16 protein-coding genes are annotated in these 18,925 nt (G+C 48.6%); 11 read left to right on the top strand and 5 right to left on the bottom strand.

Going from position 1 to position 18,925, the window contains the following annotated elements; genetic code table 11:
• Nucleotides 1–211: 211 nt before the first annotated feature.
• The 4 genes from DU481_RS08580 to DU481_RS08565 all read left to right on the top strand — a co-directional run bounded on the left by DU481_RS08580 (nt 212) and on the right by DU481_RS08565 (nt 4,841).
• Nucleotides 212–631: a rubrerythrin family protein gene (locus tag DU481_RS08580; RefSeq protein WP_090319722.1), complete on the top strand. Its 420-nt coding sequence runs from the start codon at nt 212–214 to the stop codon at nt 629–631.
• 119 nt (nt 632–750) lie between these two features.
• Nucleotides 751–2,742 (top strand): DUF3501 family protein, encoded by a 1,992-nt coding sequence (locus DU481_RS08575; RefSeq protein ID WP_350133775.1) that lies wholly within the window; start codon nt 751–753, stop codon nt 2,740–2,742.
• The gene (locus DU481_RS08570; RefSeq protein WP_107804047.1) at nt 2,739–3,251 is read left to right on the top strand and encodes a CNP1-like family protein; all 513 of its coding nucleotides are present in this window, start codon (nt 2,739–2,741) and stop codon (nt 3,249–3,251) included. The genes DU481_RS08575 and DU481_RS08570 overlap by 4 nt, the downstream gene beginning before the upstream one ends.
• Before the next feature lie 225 nt (nt 3,252–3,476).
• Nucleotides 3,477–4,841: an ammonium transporter gene (locus DU481_RS08565; RefSeq protein ID WP_350133773.1), complete on the top strand. Its 1,365-nt coding sequence runs from the start codon at nt 3,477–3,479 to the stop codon at nt 4,839–4,841.
• 116 nt (nt 4,842–4,957) lie between these two features.
• Here DU481_RS08565 and DU481_RS08560 read toward each other — a convergent pair whose 3' ends face one another.
• Complete coding sequence (locus tag DU481_RS08560) at nt 4,958–5,314, bottom strand: winged helix-turn-helix transcriptional regulator (RefSeq protein ID WP_350133772.1); 357 nt, start codon at nt 5,312–5,314, stop codon at nt 4,958–4,960.
• Nucleotides 5,315–5,445: 131 nt separating this feature from the next.
• Here DU481_RS08560 and DU481_RS08555 point away from each other — a divergent pair, with 131 nt between their 5' ends.
• The 3 genes from DU481_RS08555 to DU481_RS08545 all read left to right on the top strand — a co-directional run bounded on the left by DU481_RS08555 (nt 5,446) and on the right by DU481_RS08545 (nt 7,724).
• Entirely contained in the window at nt 5,446–6,156 is a 711-nt protein-coding gene (locus DU481_RS08555) for a glutathione S-transferase family protein (protein ID WP_350133770.1), read from the top strand.
• Between the two features lie 318 nt (nt 6,157–6,474).
• A complete protein-coding gene (locus DU481_RS08550) occupies nt 6,475–7,077 on the top strand; it encodes a PEP-CTERM sorting domain-containing protein (RefSeq protein ID WP_350133768.1) in 603 nt (200 codons plus the stop codon).
• 245 nt (nt 7,078–7,322) lie between these two features.
• A complete protein-coding gene (locus DU481_RS08545; protein WP_350133767.1) occupies nt 7,323–7,724 on the top strand; it encodes a hypothetical protein in 402 nt (133 codons plus the stop codon).
• Between the two features lie 101 nt (nt 7,725–7,825).
• Here the strand turns inward: DU481_RS08545 and hrpA are convergent, their stop codons facing one another.
• Nucleotides 7,826–11,581, bottom strand: coding sequence for an ATP-dependent RNA helicase HrpA (hrpA, locus tag DU481_RS08540; RefSeq protein ID WP_350133765.1), 3,756 nt, complete (start codon nt 11,579–11,581; stop codon nt 7,826–7,828).
• 348 nt (nt 11,582–11,929) lie between these two features.
• Here hrpA and DU481_RS08535 point away from each other — a divergent pair, with 348 nt between their 5' ends.
• Together DU481_RS08535 and DU481_RS08530 are read left to right on the top strand one after the other, a co-directional pair.
• On the top strand, nt 11,930–12,586 hold the full coding sequence (locus DU481_RS08535; protein WP_350133763.1) for a hypothetical protein: 657 nt from the start codon (nt 11,930–11,932) through the stop codon (nt 12,584–12,586).
• Between the two features lie 102 nt (nt 12,587–12,688).
• Entirely contained in the window at nt 12,689–13,033 is a 345-nt protein-coding gene (locus DU481_RS08530) for a DUF3024 domain-containing protein (RefSeq protein ID WP_350133761.1), read from the top strand.
• A 425-nt stretch (nt 13,034–13,458) separates the two neighbouring features.
• On the opposite strand, the gene DU481_RS08525 is transcribed toward DU481_RS08530, so the two are convergent.
• Entirely contained in the window at nt 13,459–13,767 is a 309-nt protein-coding gene (locus DU481_RS08525; RefSeq protein WP_350133759.1) for a transporter family protein, read from the bottom strand.
• Nucleotides 13,768–13,999: 232 nt separating this feature from the next.
• Between DU481_RS08525 and DU481_RS08520 the strand changes: the two genes are divergently transcribed.
• Nucleotides 14,000–14,896, top strand: a complete 897-nt coding sequence (locus DU481_RS08520; protein WP_350133758.1) for a universal stress protein — start codon at nt 14,000–14,002, stop codon at nt 14,894–14,896.
• 32 nt (nt 14,897–14,928) lie between these two features.
• Here DU481_RS08520 and DU481_RS08515 read toward each other — a convergent pair whose 3' ends face one another.
• Both DU481_RS08515 and DU481_RS08510 read right to left on the bottom strand, forming a co-directional pair.
• Nucleotides 14,929–17,643 carry a cation-transporting P-type ATPase gene (locus DU481_RS08515; RefSeq protein WP_350133756.1) on the bottom strand — a complete coding sequence of 905 codons (2,715 nt, stop codon included), beginning with the start codon at nt 17,641–17,643 and terminating at the stop codon, nt 14,929–14,931.
• Between the two features lie 100 nt (nt 17,644–17,743).
• The gene (locus DU481_RS08510) at nt 17,744–18,178 is read right to left on the bottom strand and encodes a universal stress protein (RefSeq protein WP_090319757.1); all 435 of its coding nucleotides are present in this window, start codon (nt 18,176–18,178) and stop codon (nt 17,744–17,746) included.
• Between the two features lie 364 nt (nt 18,179–18,542).
• Between DU481_RS08510 and DU481_RS08505 the strand changes: the two genes are divergently transcribed.
• The gene (locus DU481_RS08505) at nt 18,543–18,740 is read left to right on the top strand and encodes a hypothetical protein (protein WP_107804457.1); all 198 of its coding nucleotides are present in this window, start codon (nt 18,543–18,545) and stop codon (nt 18,738–18,740) included.
• The last annotated feature ends 185 nt before the right edge of the window (nt 18,741–18,925 follow it).

Raw genomic sequence — 18,925 nt, 5'->3', positions numbered from 1 at the left:
AAGCCCTTCGATAGTCTCCACGCACGGATTGGATTTTGTATTTTTACGCACTCGCCATGCGCTGATTAAGCAGAAGGAAACGTTGGCAAGATGCACAACCATCACTTCACGTCCCCGTTTCTCAGCCAGTCTCAGCTTTGCGCGATACAAAAATGCATTTTTTTCATCTTTATGAACTATAAAAACTCGTCAATCTAAAAAGGAGAGCATGATGGAACTGAAAGGATCAAAAACCGAAGGAAATCTGAAAGCCGCTTTTGCCGGTGAATCTCAAGCCAATCGCCGGTATTTATATTTTGCGGCAAAAGCTGACGTGGAAGGCCAAAACGACGTGGCTGCCGTATTCCGTTCTACTGCCGAAGGTGAAACGGGCCATGCGCACGGTCATCTGGAGTACCTGGAAAGCTGCGGAGACCCGGCTACCGGCTTGCCCTTCGGCGCTTCCCGCGACAACCTGAAAACCGCCATCGCCGGTGAAACGCACGAATATACCGATATGTATCCAGGCATGGCAAAAACCGCGCGTGACGAAGGTTTTGACGAAATCGCCGATTGGTTTGAAACGCTCGCTAAAGCGGAACGCTCACACGCCAACCGTTTCCAGCGTGCACTGGATAGTCTGGCCGATTAATCTTATCGTGCCGCGATTATTTCGCTGATTCCGAAATTTCTGCGGGGTTTTCCGGCTATCCGGTCAACCCCAGCAGCCGCAAGTCTAAACTAAAACTTTGTATACGCTGATATCCCGCTATGGCAACTCGTGAAGGCAGTCTCGAAGCACCGAAACGTCATCCTATCGACTGGAAGAATCTCGACTTCTATAACGAAACCAGCTTAAATCAGGAGATGGAACGTGTTTTCGATATTTGCCACGGCTGCCGCCGCTGTGTCAATCTTTGCACGGCATTTCCGCGTTTGTTCGACCTGATTGACGAAAGCACCAGCGGGGAACTGGATAGTGTTAATAAGCAACAGTTTTGGGAAGTTGTCGATCGCTGTTATCTGTGCGATATGTGTTTCATGACCAAATGCCCCTATGTGCCGCCGCATGAATGGAACATTGATTTTCCGCATTTGATGCTGCGCGCCAAAGCGGTCAAATATAAAAAACAAGGCGCCGGTTTTCGCGACGAACTACTTTCCAGCACCGATTTAATGGGCAAACTGGCGACGATTCCCGTGGTGGTGCAAGCCGTTAACGCCATGAATAACACACCGGCTGTACGCAAAATCATGGATAGCACGCTGGGCATCCATGCCGACCGTAAATTGCCTGAATATACAACGGATAAATTTCGCGCGAACGCTAAACCAAACGACACCTTCCCCGTTAAAGACGGTGCGCGCACGCCCAGCAAAGTCGCCATTTACGCCACCTGCTATGTCAACTACAACGAACCCGGCATCGGCCACGATTTACTAAAAATACTGGAACACAATGAAATTCCAGCACGTTTAGTGGAAAAAGAAGCCTGTTGCGGCATGCCGAAACTGGAGCTGGGTGACTTGGATGCCGTGGAAAAGCTCAAAAATGAAAATATTCCACACTTGTTGAAACTGGCGCAAGACGGCTACGCCATTCTCTCGGCCGTGCCTTCCTGCACGTTGATGTACAAACAGGAATTACCGCTCATGTTCCCGCATGACGCTGCAGTGCAAGCTGTCGCTGCCGCCATGTTTGATCCGTTTGAATACTTGGCTCTGAGAAATCAGGAAAATTTACTTAAGACGGATTTCAAGAAACCACTGGGTAACGTGGCCTACCATATTCCTTGCCACCAGCGCGTGCAAAACTTCGGGAAAAAGACCCGCGATATTTTGCAACTCATTCCGGACACCACCGTCAACACGGTGGAACGCTGTTCAGGTCATGACGGCACTTGGGGTGTTAAAAGTGAACACTTTGCTGATTCGATGAAAATCGGCCGTCCGGTTTTCAAGCAAATGGCCGCCTCGAATCCGGATTACATCAGCTCGGATTGCGCGATTGCCGCGCGCCATATTGAGCAAGGTATCGGCGAAAGCAAAGCGCAAAAATTGCATCCGCTTACGTTACTTCGTCTGGCTTATGACCCTGACATCCCCGATAAACCGGCAGTTAGCGACGATCAATCCGGCAGCCACACTCCTTCACCAGGTGAAAAACAGATGACGACCACACTCACCCGCGAAAACCTCTTGACGCTGGAAGCTTATGCCAAAATCCGCAAAGACTTCCGCGCACAAATGATGGCGCACAAGAAAACACGCAAAGTCCCGCTAGGGGAAAATATCACGCTGATTTTTGAAGATGCTCTGACAATCCGCTATCAAATCCAGGAGATGCTGCACGTTGAGCGTATTTTCCAGGAAGCGGAAATCGTCCATGAACTGGAGACCTATACACCGCTGATTCCGGATGGTCACAATTGGAAAGCCACGATGATGATCGAGTACGCCGATCCGATTGTCAGAGCCGCCAAACTGGCAACCTTGGTCGGCATCGAAGACAAGGTGTGGGTAAAAGTTGCCGGACATGCGCCGGTTTTTGCCATTGCCGACGAAGACCTGGAGCGGGAAAATAGCGAAAAAACATCGTCCGTCCATTTCCTGCGTTTTGAACTCACCCCGGCAATGATTCAAGCACTGCATCAAAACGCAGCATTAAGCATGGGCGTTGATCATCCGGCTTATCAGGCCGCAATTAATCCTATCGCTGCCGATGTTCGCGCTTCGTTATTGAATGATTTAGCCACGGCATGAAACCCATCCTCATTGCGCTGATCTGCGCTTTGCTGCTGCTTGCCTGTGCTAAACCGCCATTTAAGGATGAGTTCGAGAGTGACAAACCCTGGGTTGAGCAAATGACGCACCTTCCCGCTTACCCCGAGGTGAAGAATCTGCTGGCGTTTGACGCCGGTGCCGTGACGAGCAACCAATATCTGGTCGACACCACTTCCATCCGGATTGGTCAAGATGAGGTTATCCGCTTCACGTTGGTGGTTAAATCGTCGGCGGGCGCTATGAATGTCAGCTATGAAGGCATCCGCTGCGCTACCAGCGAGAGAAAACTCTATGCGCTCGGGCGCGATGATAAAACTTGGACGAAACCCCGGGTATCGGAATGGCAAAAACTCGATTATGTCCGTCAATTTTATGCACAGCGCGAACTCTCCAAAAACATCTTTTGCCCGCATCAGCAAATTGTCAGCACTACCGAAGATGCCATTCAAGCACTGAAAGCAGGCATGCATCGAAGCATTTTCCGCTAATAGAAAATAAATCACCGCTGCCAAAACTCAGTGTTTCCTCCCGGACACTGTTGTCCTTTCTTCATTCATAAATTCATATCCATTAGAAATCAGAAATTGATTTCCCCCTATTGTTTTTGTGGGAATTAAAGATCACACTCTGTGTGGGGACATATCATATGTCACCCCTCCTCTGGATCTCGTCGAGGATTAACCCGAGAAATCACTAGAATAAGGAAGAATCACATGAAAAAAAGCTTTAGCTTGATATTGCCGGGCGCAATAAGTCTGTTTCTCCTCAGTTTCAGTAGTTGGGTCAGCGCAGAAGCCGCACCAGCCTTAAGTGAAGCACGCACAGTTGCACAATATAATTACATCATCCATATTCTTGCCATGCTGCTGATCGGTTTCGGCTTTTTAATGGTTTTTGTACGCCGCTATGGGTTCGGGGCTGTAACAGGCACTTATTTGGTTGTCGCTGTCGGCTTGCCTTTATATATATTATTCCGCGCCAATGGTATTTTTGGCCATCAGCTTTCACCGCATTCACTCGATGCGCTCCTGTATGCGGAGCTATCGGTTGCCACTGCATTGATCGCAATGGGAGCAGTACTGGGACGTTTGCGCGTTTTTCAATACGCCTTGCTCGCTTTACTGGTGGTCCCGCTCTATTTAATCAACGAATGGCTGGTACTTGATGATGCCATCGGCTATACCACCGGTTTTCAGGATTCCGCCGGCTCAATCGTGATTCATGCCTTCGGTGCTTATTTCGGGTTGAGTATGTCGCTGGTACTGACTACAGCTTATCAGCGCAGCCAGCCGATTGAATCGGATCACACATCGGATCGCTTCGCGATGCTCGGCTCCATGGTACTTTGGTTGTTCTGGCCGAGCTTTGCCACCGCCCTGGTGCCGCTGGAAAACATGCCGCAAACCGTAGCCAACACATTGCTGGCACTATGCGGCGCAACCATTGCCACCTATTTCCTCAGCAGCAAACTGCACGGCGGCAAAACATCCATGGTGGATATGGCGAATGCCGCGCTGGCGGGTGGTGTTGCCATCGGCTCAGTGTGTAATATCGTTTCGCCTACCGGCGCCTTTGGCATCGGTTTGCTGGCCGGTATCGTCTCCGTTCTGGGTTACGTTTTTCTGCAACCCGGGCTCGAATCACGCTTTAAACTGGTCGATACCTGCGGCGTGCACAACCTGCACGGCATGCCAGGGTTACTGGGCGGATTGAGTGCTTTCCTGGTCGTGCCGGATGTCGCCATCGCACAATTCAATGGTATCGTCATCACATTGGTCATTGCAATCTCGGGTGGACTACTTGCCGGTGCAATCATTAAAGCAACCGGAACCACACGCGAACCGTACGAAGACAGTGTCGAATTCACCCATCTGGCCGGACCTGAAACGGAGAATCTGCCAGAGTTGCTGGAAACCCGAATAGAAGCTTTGGAAAGTCATGCTTTGGCCGCAAAGCCGCAAATTCCCGCCGAATCATCCGAAACAAAAATACTCGTCGCAAGACTGGAGTCCCGTCTTCAGATTCTGGAAAGTAAAATCGCCGCAACACACTCTTTAAATCCTGAAGAAAAGACATAGCACCGTATTTAATTTCTTCGTATCTAACTCCCCGCTGCAAACTGCGGGGAGTTAAGTTCAGTAACAGCAATGTCCTAAATTCCGGTATCGCGATTTTCAACCGCAGCTGCATTCGGTTAATGGGATTTAAAAACCATAGTCCCGGGATAATACGCCTTCCCCCATTTGACTAAAGCTTCTAGCACCGGCCGCAGATCTTCCCCTTTTTGAGTTAATGCGTACTCATACCGGACCGGCTTTTGTTGATACGCATGCTGCGCAATAATTCCGGCAGTATCAAGTTTCTTTAACCGGTCAGCGAGTATATTGGTGGCGATTTGTTCCGGCGACGCAAGAAATTCCTGATAGCGCTTTTTCCCTAACAGCAGATCCCGGACAATCAGCAGCGTCCACTTATCTCCCAGAATATCAAGCGCGCAAGCAATAGGGCAGCACGATCGCTCAAAACTGGTTTTATTCAAATCATCCGGCATCAACCACCGCACTCCATCACGAAAACTATCAATAGTACTAATGTACTGCAATCACTTGCAATTAACAAGTCTATGAGGTAGAGTTACTTGCAATACGCAAGTTATAAACAAATACAATGAGGATGATCAATATGTTAAAACTGCATCAATTTGAACGTACCTGGGGCATTCCAAATTTGAGTCCTTTCTGCTGCAAAATAGAAACTTACTTGCGCATGGCCGGAATTGAACATGAAATCAAGTCCGCGTTGCCGATGCGCGCGCCCAAGGGAAAACTGCCGTATATCGAGGATAATGGGAGAAAGCTTGGCGATTCCCGTTTCATCATCGAGTATCTCAAATCCGCTTATGCCGATTTGGATACCTCATTGACCGCTGAAGAATTGGCCATATCCACAGCCATACAGCGCTTGCTGGAAGAGCATTTATTCTGGGTGGCGTTGTATTCACGCTGGCAATTTACTGACGAAAATTGGCAAGTGAACAAGCAGGCCATTTTCGGTGCATTACCACCCATCGTCCGGGATATCGCTGCAAGTCACACGCGCAAAAAAATTCAGCAGCAAATTTATGGGCATGGCATGGGAAGGCATCAAACGGAAGAAATATTCGCATTGGGCAAACAGGATATTGACGCATTGGCAGCATATCTCGGCCACAAACCGTATTTCTTTGGCGACCGGCCGACGACATTGGACGCATCGGCATTCGGATTATTGATCAATATCAGCGGCTGTCCCATTGAGTCTCCGCTTAAGGAACATGCCTTAATCAAAGAAAATCTTGTAGCCTATATCGAGCGAGTTACGCGCAGTTTTTATCCGGATCTACAGCATCCATAAACAGCACACAGCTGAATGCGAGCAGGCGCTTAGCCATTAGCGCGATTGCACTAGTACAAAGCGCTGATTATCTGGTAGTAAAACAGGAGCGATGGACTATGGAATCAATTACAGTCAGTAGGCTATAGTCGACAAATCAGTGAATTATATGATCCCACTGTGCAATTTCGATTGAATAGCCAAAGTTTAATCTGACAGTAAGAAACGACGATGCGGATGCGATACGAAAATTCTAGTGAGACTTATCCGGAAACCTCCTTGCTTAATACTGATTGGAAAGAGATTTGGCTGCTTATACACACAAAAATGGAGACTATTATGACAAAAAATTTTTCACCTGCTCATTTCATTGCTGTCGCAGCTATCACTTTGATCGGATTGGCACCGTTGCACTCAACCCATGCGGCATCCGTCCTTTATCAAGATCTAACCCCGACCGGTATTCTTTCCAGCCCAAGCAGTATTACGCGTAGCTTTGCGTCGGGCAGTGGTGCAGGTAATATTTCTTTCGAAATCCAAGGTTATTTGAGTCTGGATGGCTCAAGTTGCTGTACCGATACGTTCAGCTTATATAACGATAGCGATTTGCTGTTTCAAGGCACTTTTAACCTCGGCGGTGGTGGCGCGGATATCATATTTGCCAATCCGAATGGCGCAACCTACTCTGCAATCAATTTTGGTTTCTTCAATGGCGGCTTATTGAATGTATCCATTCCTGTCAATTTCACTGCCGGAAACCACGTGCTGACATTCGATTATGCCGGTGCAGATCAAGGTCTTGGCGATGAAGGCTGGGGATTAAACAATATCACTGTTGAAGGCGTTTCAGCCGTACCCGAACCCGAAACCTATGCCATGTTGTTGGCTGGCCTGGGTATGATCGGTTTTATGGCACGCCGCCGCAAAAATGATTCAGTTTAATTAGCGCAACTAAAATACTTGCAACAATTAGTTCAAACGGGAGCCTCGGCTCCCGTTTTTCATTCTAAGTTTCGTAATATTCAAAGTTCTCAGTAACTGCTTGGACAATCAGTATTTGCGCTGTTTTCTCTGACATTGTCACACAAACAGCGTGCAGCGAATCCGCTACGCCACCTTGTCAATTCGTTGTTACAAATTGCCGCCATCATCGATCCTTTAAAAAATTAATTTAAGGAAAATTAGCAATGAAAACAAAAATGTTAAAAATTTCAACATTGTTAGGCGCAGCCATTATATTTTTTGCAACATCATTATCCGCAGCTGATGCAAACGCTGCGGGCATTCGCGTCAAATGCGAGAAAAAATCAAACCGTTCTTCAATTTCGGTGGATGGACGAAACCTGACACCAGGCAGTTACTCGGCAGTCGTCAAATCGGGTGACAATAAAGCCGTCGCTGAACTTAAATCGAGTACGGGCGACGAAGTTGAGTTTGAGTTTGATTTCGATAGCGATAAGGGTGATATCGTAGCGGGTGCTGTCGCTATCAGCCCTATTTTCATCCAAGGTGGCAAAGTAACCGGTCAGATCAAAGACGCTGACGGATTCATCATTATCGAAGGCACAAGCTCCTGCCGTGTGCGCTAGAAATAGACTAAGTAATCGACATCACTCGCAATGATCAAAACAGTTCCGTGCTACTTTTCCCTCCGATAGCTTCGGAACTGCCCTTCACCTACCTTCGCAGATTATGCTTGCACACTTTCCCACAATTTCTGCAGCCGTTTAACAGACACCGGAAACGGCGTTTTCAATTCCTGCGCAAACAGCGAGATGCGTAATTCCTCAATCTGCCAGCGGAATTCATCGAGATTGTCATTCTGATGGCTGATCTTCAGATGCTTCTCGCAGTGTTGCAGATACTGCCGCCAGAGTGGTGTGATTTCAGCGCTATTTCGCTCATCACGCTCAGGATTGGCCGGTAATTTTTCCAGACGTAACGCCATACCTTTCAAATAACGCGGAAATTGCTGCAAGCGCTGCCACGCTGTTTTACTGAGAAATCCAGGATAAATCAGCTTTTCAAGCTGTTCATTCAATTCAGATTTGACGCGATCGTTTAGTGTTGACGCTAATCGTCCCAACACGAGCTGATATTCACTGCCAATCTGCTGTAACAAACGGGCAAGCGCTGCAGTGACTTCCGGTAGGCGGCTTTTTGCCCGTTGGCTGTGTGCGGCAAATTCAGCCGCTGTGCGCGGTAGTGGATCATCATGCAGCAACGCGCGATCCACGATGGCATCGAGCATATCCTGCTTTAGATCGCCCGGATTGATCCGGGTTACCAGCTGCACGCTGGCCTGCTTTAATCCCGGCAAGTTCTTTTCTATTTGTTTGAGCTGGTCTTTCAGCGTCAAACACAATAGCCGCCTGACACCCAAGCGCATCGCGCTGTCCGCAGCCTGCTGCGTATCAAAGAGCCGGATAGCGGCGTTGTCCGTTTTATCGATCAGCGCCGGATAACCGGTTAATGGTTGCCCGTTTCTTTTAAACGGCACCTCCACCGGCAAATCGCCAAAATCCCATTGCGTGATGGCATCGCGTTCAATGCCAATGTCATCGGTCCCGGCATCGCGCTTCACAAAAGTCATCTGCGCCGCTTTGCCAAGCTGTGTTTGCAATTCGGCGAGATTACGGCTCATGGCCAACTCTTGCCCGGCATCGTCCAGCACACGGATATTCATCAGCAAATGTGCTGGCATATCAGTGATATGCCAGGTTTCTGCCGGAACTGTCAATGAAGTCTTTTGCACAATAAATTTTTCCAGCACCTCCTGTAATGACATTTGCTGCCAGGCGCGGGTTTGAAGATCCAGAAATCCGGTAACCGATTCCGGCAATGGCACGAGAATACGACGGATTTGCTTCGGTAGCGCTTTTAAATACCAGGTAATTTTTTCACGGATTAGACCGGGAACCAGATAATCCAGTTGTTTGGTATCCAAACGATTCAGCAGCGGCAACGGCACGGAAACCGTCACGCCATCGAGCACATGACCGGGATCAAACCGGTATGTGAGCGGTAAAACACTGCCATCCGGCAGTGTCATCGTTTCCGGGAACTGCACTTCGGTGATATGACCGGCTTGATGGCGCATCAGCAATTCGCGCTGTAGATAGAGCAGATGCGCATCGCTTTGCTCAGCCTGCTTGCGCCATTTTTCAAATCCTGCGCCGTTGGTTATATTTGCCGGAACGATGGCATCGTAAAAAGCGAAAATTTCCTGCTCATCGACCAATACATCCTGCCGCCGCGCTTTGTGTTCCAGCGCTTCGATCTCTTCAATCAATGCTTGGTTATGCGCAAAAAAAGGCGCTTGCGTGACATATTCACCCGCCACCAGCGCCGAACGGATAAAAATCTCGCGCGATTCCTTGGGATTGATCGAACCGTAGTGAACCGGCCGTTTCTGGACAATGACGAGTCCATACAACGTCACGCGCTCGTACACTATCACTTGCGCCTGTTTCTTCTCCCAATGCGGATCGAAATAGTGTTTCTTGCACAAATTAGCGGCGATTCTCTCCAGCCACTGCGGCTCGATTTTGGCGGCGCAGCGCGCATACAGCTTGCTGGTTTCAACCAATTCGGCGGCGACTACCCACTTGGCTTTGCCTTTCTTTAACACCGAGCCGGGAAAAATCGCGAACTTGATGCCGCGAGCGCCCAGATATTCCCCTTCCTTCTCGGTTTTAAAACCGATATTGCCGAGCAAGCCGGGCAATAAAGCGCGATGGATTTCATCGTAACCCGCCGGTATTTCATTCGGTTTAAAACCCAGCTCAGTCATCAGCACATGCAACTGCCCATGAATCTCGCGCCATTCGCGCAAGCGGCGGTACGACAGAAAATGCTCACGGCATTGCGCCATCAGTTTCTTGCCGGATTTTTTGTGTTTCAGCAGATCATCGAAGAAATCCCACAATTTCAAATACGCCAGAAAATCCGAGCGTTCATCCTGAAAACGGCGATGCGCATTATCGGCAGCCGCTTGCTGCTCAAATGGGCGGTCACGCGGATCTTGCAAACTCAAGGCGGAAGCGATAATTAATATCTCATGCAGGCAATTTTCCTGCTTTGCCGCCAGAATCATGCGGGCAATCTTGGGATCAATCGGAAACTTAGCCAGCCGCCAGCCGATGTCGGTCAAATTGCGGCTGTCGTCGACCGCGCCGAGTTCCGCGAGCAACTGATAACCGTCGGCAATCATGCGCGGCGACGGCGGCTCGAGAAACGGAAAATCCTCGACATCGCCGATTTTCAACGACTTCATACGCAGAATCACCGAGGCCAGCGACGAGCGCAGGATTTCCGGATCGGTAAACGCCGTTCGCCCCTGAAAATCCTGCTCGGAATACAACCGGATGCACACCCCATTCGCTACCCGGCCGCAACGTCCGGCCCGTTGATTGGCCGATGCCTGCGAGATTTTTTCCACCAGCAATTGCTCGACCTTGTTGCGATAACTGTAGCGGTTGATGCGCGCCAATCCGGTATCGATCACATAATGAATCCCCGGCACGGTCAACGACGTTTCCGCCACGTTGGTCGCCAACACGATGCGGCGCGCGCCGTCCGGTTGAAACACCCGCTCCTGCTCGGCCACCGACAACCGGGCAAATAGCGGCAGGATTTCGATACTCGAATGAAAACGATGAAACGAATGCTTCCGCAAGGTTTCGGCGGTTTCGCGGATCTCGCGCTCGCCCGGTAGAAACACCAGAATATCGCCGGAACCCAGCGCCATCAACTCATCGGCCGCATGAATAATGGCGCGCAGCATATCGCCGTCTTCTTCATCGTCCGCAAGCGGCGGGTGATAATAAATATCCACCGGATAAAGCCTGCCACTCACCTCGATCACTGGCGCATCGTTGAAATGCCGGGAAAAACGCTGCGCGTCGATGGTCGCGGAAGTCACGATCAGCTTCAGATCCGGCCGCTTCGGCAGCAATTGCTTGAGGTAACCGAGCAGGAAATCGATATTCAAACTGCGCTCGTGCGCCTCATCGATGATCAGCGTATCGTAAGCCTGCAACAGCGGATCGCCTTGCGTCTCCGCCAGCAGAATACCGTCGGTCATCAATTTGATGTAACTGTCCGCGCCGATCTTGTCGGAAAAGCGCACCTTGTAACCGACCGCCTGCCCCAGCGGACTATTTAACTCCGCCGCAATCCGCCCCGCCACCGTCCGCGCCGCAATCCGCCGCGGCTGCGTATGCCCGATCAAACCATGCACCCCGCGCTTCAACTCCAGGCAGATTTTCGGGATTTGCGTAGTCTTACCCGATCCGGTTTCTCCGCAAATGATCACCACTTGATGATTCTCGATGGCTTGCTTGATTTCTTCGCGGCGGGTATTAACGGGCAGATCTTCCGCATACGTTGGACTAGGAAGATGGGCAAGCCGCTTGGTGACGATATCGGAAGGGAGTTTTTTCATGGAAATATCGGTGTCAGATCAGTGGCGATCGATTTTTACAAATGATCCGGAAGACTGGCAATAACTTTATTCTGTGCTTAAACTATAATGCTTGTATCTTATTTTCTCACGAACTTGATCGAGCAATTTATAAGCCGGTGGCATTGTCATATTGGATTTTTTAATTAATATTAAAATACATGATGATAATCGAACATCGCTGCAATTATATGGCATCATCTACAGAATTATTGGACAGAATGTCTTATATTTTAAGTACCTTTATCTATGCCTCAAAACCTTAATTCCGCAACGCGTCTGCACCGAGTGCTCCAACAGGCAGGGAATCATAGTGACAGTGTACAAGTCATGGAAGCCTGGGCGAAGATATTTGGCATCGTCGAGTCCAACCCCAATAAGCGCGCATTACTCGTGGCAGAACGGCTCGCCGCTATGCAACGCGAATTGGAACATGTGCAAACTCAGATGCGCCAAGCCAATTTCAGCGAATCCCTATACACCAGTGCTCTCACAAACATCGAACAAGCTTTGTCATCCATGCTCTTGAGTGGAAACTGGAGTCAAGTTAAGCAATATCTTCTGCGTGAAACATTCGTGGCACTGGCTTTTTGCACCGAAATTATTCCCGATGAAGAATCCGACATTTCGCAAGAAGCCCTTGCTGAAATCTCAAATCTCGTTGCCGATCTCCGTGCCTCATTGCTAGAGGCGGATATTTCCCCTCGCCTTCAAGAGTTAATCGAGCACCACATTTCGCTGATTGAGCGAGCGATTGCTGAGTATCCCATTGTAGGTGCCAAAGCTCTACGTGAAGCAGCGAGAGCTGGCCTTGGAGAACTAATAGAAGTACGCGAGGTGCTCAAAGAAGAAAAAGACGCCCCATCGGTAGGCAAACTCGGCACCGCATGGAAACGAGTAAATGAGGCCGCCGACATTGCACTTAAGGCCGAAAAACTTTCACAACTCGGGCAAAAGGCGTGGGCATTTCTGGAAAACTTACTTTGAAGAAAGCGCTTAATATTGCGTTCGAAGAGATGCTCCGCCTACCGGCAACACGCCCTTTGCCCTTCTTTATGTCATACACCACAACATCACGAATCACATTAAATGCCACTATCCGAATTTGAACGAGAAAGAATCGAGAAGCTCTTTGGCGAATATTGCCGGAATAAGGTTCCGCCCCATGTTCGAAACCAGATCCGAATCGAATACAAAATCAGCGGAAGTGAAGTAAAACTGCTTGAGTGCCGTCCTCGCTATGACGATCCCTCAATCTGGACTGAAATGCCAGTTGCTCGGTTCAAGAAAGACGAGAAGAACAACACATGGCTGCTGTACTGCGCAGACCGTAATAGCAAATGGCATCTTTTCGAGTCCAACGCCGAAAACAAAGACATTGAAAAACTGCTGACCGAAGTCGAACGTGACACCACGGGAATATTCTGGGGTTGAAGTGCCGTATAACCCGTAAGGCAGAAACCAAAGGTATTCTGCCGCATGTAACGCTGCGCTTGTAGATTGCAGTAACGCCAGAAACTCCAACATTCACTGGAATTGAAATTGCTCCCTTTTATGCGGTCATATTTTGTTCTGTTTCAAAGAAGCGATCCCAAACGAAAACAATCAAATCGGCATCGAGAAAACAGATCACAAATTATTGTTACCCAAGGAATCCCTGAAGAATCGGGTTTACACTACCTCCAAAGACGACTCGCTACTACAGCACTCATTAAATTTCATCATGATCATTTTTCTCGTGCGCTTCAGCAATAAATTATTTGATTGATAGTAATTTCCTATTGTTACCGGTTTCAACCGGTATCGTTAGCGTAATCCAAGCATTCCAGCCTTCTGGTCTATTCTCGGCATCAAATTCCTTATAACCTCTGAGGTTCAAATGGTATTCCTGCCTGACCGCCAAGCACGGAATCGGAAAAGGTGTATGTTGGTGTGATAAATAGCAGATTGGTACGGGCACTTACACCTGTTTCGATTCTGCCGCCAATCTCGAAATTCTTGCCTGTGGCTGTACTCGTAGAAGCGTGGTGGTAAGTAAACGAAAGAGACCAGCCCGGCTTGGTCAGTGTAGCGGCGAGACTGCCAAATTGCCCTGGTAGCCAGAAACTCGCACCGCCCTCATCGGCTTGTGTATCTGGAGATGCGGTTGCACATGCAAATGCTATCATTGGTGCAAAAATGAACGATATGATTCTGTTTCGTCTCAAAGTATCAACAAAAATCGAAAACCGACCCATTTGTAAAAGTGCACACAATCTAAATTTGCCCTAACTGATTAAACATGTTAGGCATATCAAATTGGAGGAATATTAAAAATGAAAATAGATAGTTAATTCTATTCTAGTCCCAACTACCTAGTGTGTCTTTTCAGGTTGAGTGGAATTATGTACCGCACCGTATATGACAATTTTTGAAAGAGATAACTTTATGATAGAAAATTCTGATATTTATAATTTACTACTAGCCACTGATCTCAGCAGTCGATGTGATCGCGCATCGGACCGTGCGGCGCAATTGGCCCAAGCCTGGAGCGCTAAATTACTAGTGCTACATGCAATAGATCCTACCTATGCTGTTCGCTATGCGAAGATGACGCAAGAGCTACCTTCGTGGCGACATCCAGAAGATTACCGGACAGTTGCGGCACGTCGATTGAGTATGGATTTGGCTTCCGATAATATAGACGCTGAAGTATGCGTGACTGAAGGCATTCCCTACGAAGTCGTGCTCGAGGCCGCACGCCGGGAAAATAGCAATCTAGTGATCACTGGTCTGGGACGCGATGAATCTCTCGCTCGTACTCAATTCGGCAGCACCCTCGACAAACTACTGCAAGAACTACCGGTTCCACTAATGATCGTGCGTCGCCGGGTACGAGGTCCCTATCGGCATGTGGTAGTAGCGACAGATTTTTCGCCAGCATCGCAGCCAGCCTTAGAGACTGCAATACGTTGGTTTAGTGATGCACAACTAACGTTGTTCCACGCTTATGAGGGTGCCGGTTTGGGAGGAGATATACTGGCGAATGAAGCATGGAAGACCATTGCCAACGATCAGTGCGATAGCTTTCTTGCCGAAATGGCACTTGAACCATCAGTTTTGCATCGCCTTCATCGTGTAATTGACAGAGGCCATCCGGAAGTACTACTGTGCGATTACGTAAGTCACAAGGAGATCGACCTTGTAGTGCTCGGTACACATGGCCGAAGTGGATTTCTTAAAACGATGCTCGGAAGTACAGCCGAGAATCTATTGCATCTTCTGGAATGCGATACCATGGTCGTGCGGGGCAGGTAACTTGCTACAAGATAAGCTGGAGAATATTCATTTCATGATTTGATGGTGTTAAGACGCAGGCGGATCTGTTTCTCGGTTTCAAGGATGGCAAATAGCGCGACACCAATCCCGATGACCAGCAAGCCATCCAGAAACGGTATTGCTTCCGTGCCGAATATTGTCTGTAGAGGCGGCAGGTAGGTAATGGCCAATTGTGCTACGGTAACGACAATTACTGACATCCACACCATTTTGGTGCCGCGCACCGCTTTCCAGGTGAGCGATGTGCCGTATATATTGCGAATAAAGAACAAAGTGAATATTTCCATTGCCACCAGCGTATTCACCGCGAGGGTGCGGGCCAATTCTATGCTGTAGCCCCGGTCAGTCGCATAGGAATAAATGCCATATACACCGCAAAGACACAAGATGGATACCAACAGTATGTACCACACCAGCTCACCACCCAGCAGCGGTTCTCCTCTTGGGCGCGGCGGATGGCGCATGGTGTTTTCCTCGGTCGGTTCGAAAGCGAGCGCAATACCTAATGTAATGGCGGTAATCAGATTAATCCATAAAATCTGAATCGGGGTTATCGGCAGCGTCATACCGAGCAATAACGCCACTATGATGATCATCGCTTCCCCAGCGTTGGTGGGCAATGTCCAACTGATGACTTTTTTGATGTTGTCATAGACCGTTCGCCCTTCGCGCACGGCGCTGGCAATGGAAGCGAAATTGTCATCCGCCAGCACGAGCTCGGCTGCTTCCTTGGCAGCTTCGCTGCCTTTCTTGCCCATCGCAATGCCGACATCGGCACGTTTTAGTGCGGGCGCATCGTTCACCCCATCGCCTGTCATGGCTACCGTCATGCCGTGTGATTGCAATGCCATGACAAGGCGCAATTTATGCTCCGGACTGGTGCGGGCGAAAATGTCACACTCCAATACCGCTTCTTTCAAGGTGGCGTCATTCATTCCATCTAGGTCAGCCCCGGTAAGAACCTTAGTGCGGTTTTGCAAGCCAATTTGTTTGCCGATCGCTGCTGCTGTCTTGGCATGATCGCCGGTAATCATTTTCACGCGAATACCGGCTGTGTGGCATTCCGCTACAGCTGCAATGGCCTCAACACGCGGTGGATCAATCATCCCGGTCATGCCGAGCAGAGTGAGCGTGCTTTCAATATCCGTGCGCTCCAGCACGGTATGCTCTGATTGAACGGGCTTGACAGCGAATGCCAGCACGCGCTGACCGAGGGCGGCGATGCTATCCGCCTTTTCTTGCCAATAAGCTTTGTTCAATGGCTCCACATTCCCGTCCGCAACGCTTTGAGTTTCGCACATGGCAAGAATCTGCTCCGGCGCACCTTTGATGGACACAAATGCGCGGTGTTCATGGTCATGATTCAGCGTTGCCATGAAACGGTGTTTGGCATCAAAAGGAATGGCGTCGGTGCGCGTCCAGGCTGCCTGTTCCTTTCGAATTTCAATGCCTATTTTACTGGCAAAGGCTAGCAACGCACCCTCCATCGGATCGCCTTCCACCGTCCACACACCCTCATGATCATGCAGTGCTGCGTCATTACACAGGGTTGCAGCGCGTGCGAGCTCTTCCAGAACAGTATATTCGGCGGGAGAAATTTCGGTATTTTCCAGCAATAGTGTTCCCTGCGGTTCATAGCCTATGCCTTGCAATGTAAAGAGATGTTGATGCGTTAGCACCGAGGAAACCATCATCTCATTGCGGGTCAGTGTGCCGGTTTTATCGGTGCAAATCACCGAAACGGAACCGATGGTCTCAATCGCAGGCAATCGCCGTACAATAGCATTGCGTCGTGCCATCGACTGCACACCCACCGCCAGCGTGATAGTTAGTACCGCGGGTAAGCCTTCTGGAATCGCCGCAACCGAAAGTCCCACCACTGCCATAAACATCTCAGTAAACTCATGATGGCCGACAAAATAACCATAACCAAGCAAAAACGTGGCAATTAACAGAATGAAGATGGTCAGCCACTGAGCGAATGCCCCCATCTGTTTTACCAGTGGCGTGGTCAGTGTTTCCACTTCCGACAGCAAGCCGCTGATGCGCCCAATCTCGGTGGAAGTACCAGTGGCCACCACCACGCCTTTGCCTTGACCGGAGGTGATCAACGTACCGGAAAACGCAATACAGGAACGATCACCTAACGGCGCATCGAAGGGAACTGGCTCGGTATGCTTTTCTACCGGCACGGATTCGCCGGTAAGAATCGCCTCTTGAATCTGCAAACCGTGTGTTTTCAGCAGCCGCAGATCGGCGGGAACCTTATCACCTGCTTCAAGCAGCACAATATCACCGGGCACAAGTTTTTCTCCCTCAATACTATGACGCTCACCGCTACGAAGTACCGAGGCATGGGGCGCCAGCATTTGACGAATAGCATCCATCGCCTTTTCTGCTTTTCCCTCCTGAATGAAGCCGATGATTGCGTTGGCTAGCACCACCGCCAGAATGACGAAAGTATCTATCCAATGGTCCAGAACTGCCGTGATGACTGCGGAACCGAGCAGTACATAAATTAGGATATTGTGGAATTGCAGCAGGAAACGCATGATGTCGCTGCGTTTTGGCGGATCCAGCAGGCGGTTAGGTCCATGACTGTTCAAAAGCGCCTCGGCTTCGTGCCAAGTCAGTCCTGCTGACGTTGTGTCCAGTTTTTCTAATACCGAATCAATGCAGATGTTGTGCCAAGCTGGTTGTGTTCTTTTTGTTTTTATTTCCCGCATTATTGTCCACCATAGTCAATAATATAAAACATAAGATTATTCCCAGGCATAGATCACCCCTACCAAGCCTTACCCATTGCTTAACCCGGTTTCGACGCGACTACTTGACGAGCAGCAACGGCTTTTCGGTGAGGTGAATAACCTTGCTCGCCACTGATCCGAGCAGCAGATTCTTTATCGTACCCATGCCGCGCGTACCCATCACGATCAAATCACAGTGATACTCACGCGACAAGTCAATAATGACTTCGGCCGGATTCCCTGTGCGCACATGCACATCAAACGGAATACCTGCACTCTCGAGGCGAGCTTTTGCGGGCGTCAGTAATGCCATCCCCGCTTCTTCACGCGCCTTCTTGATGCTCAGTATATCTAAAAGCGGATCTTCATTAAAAACCACTTCGTTCATTTGAACTGGCTCGCACACATTGAGTAGATGCACATGTAGCTTACTTGTATCCAGTGTATCCACTATCTCATCTATAGCACGCATCGCGTTTTCTGAGCCATCGAAAGCAATCAGAGTAATAGTCATGACGAGATCCTCTCTCTAATAGTTGTGATCAAATAAATTGAAACTTTAACGCACATTTCTCGGCCATGCTATCAATTATTTATCTTAAGAATGCCTTTCATGACTATTGTTTAGTAGTCTTACGGACTGACTGTCATCTTTATTTGGACAGCAAAGAATCATTGCAATGGAATGCAAGAACCGCGAAGCGGCAATTTTCTAGACCTGACACTATTTTTCTTGTAAAAAAGAATTCATAAAATTAATCGATGAGAATTTGTAAAGTTTATGTGAATAATTTGTGAATATATTGTGAACTTTTGATTAAGCTTGGACTCCGAATAAATTCAGAAGCTTTATTATTAATTTTTTTGGAGTGCTAAAAATGAGTAAGAATGATGTCAGTCATAACACAACGATTGCCCTTAGTTTGGCTTTGATATGTGTTTTAGCTTCAGTCAGCTTGATTGTATTTGAAGGGATGAGTACCGGTATCCTGTTTTTTACGGGGTATCTGGTAATAGCTGCGGTTAGCAGCGCTTTTAAAGATAAAAAATACTATTCGCGTAGAGCTTGGGGTTGAGTTATATCAACTAAGATTCGACCAATATTATTTTTTAATATTGGTCTTTTTTTTATTCATAAGTTGTAAGAAACCTCAGGGTTGTTTACAGATAGGTTGATTGAAATAAGCGTTGAGTATTTCATAAGGGGTGGCATTATTCAAACTCTTATGAGGCTTAACGGTATTGTAGAAGTTAATGAAAC

The sequence above is a fragment of the Nitrosomonas sp. genome (assembly GCF_040240425.1).
Taxonomy (GTDB): Bacteria; Pseudomonadota; Gammaproteobacteria; order Burkholderiales; family Nitrosomonadaceae; genus Nitrosomonas.
The sequence above is the reverse complement of the archived record's forward strand: the minus strand, read 5'-3'. Positions and strand labels throughout refer to the sequence as shown.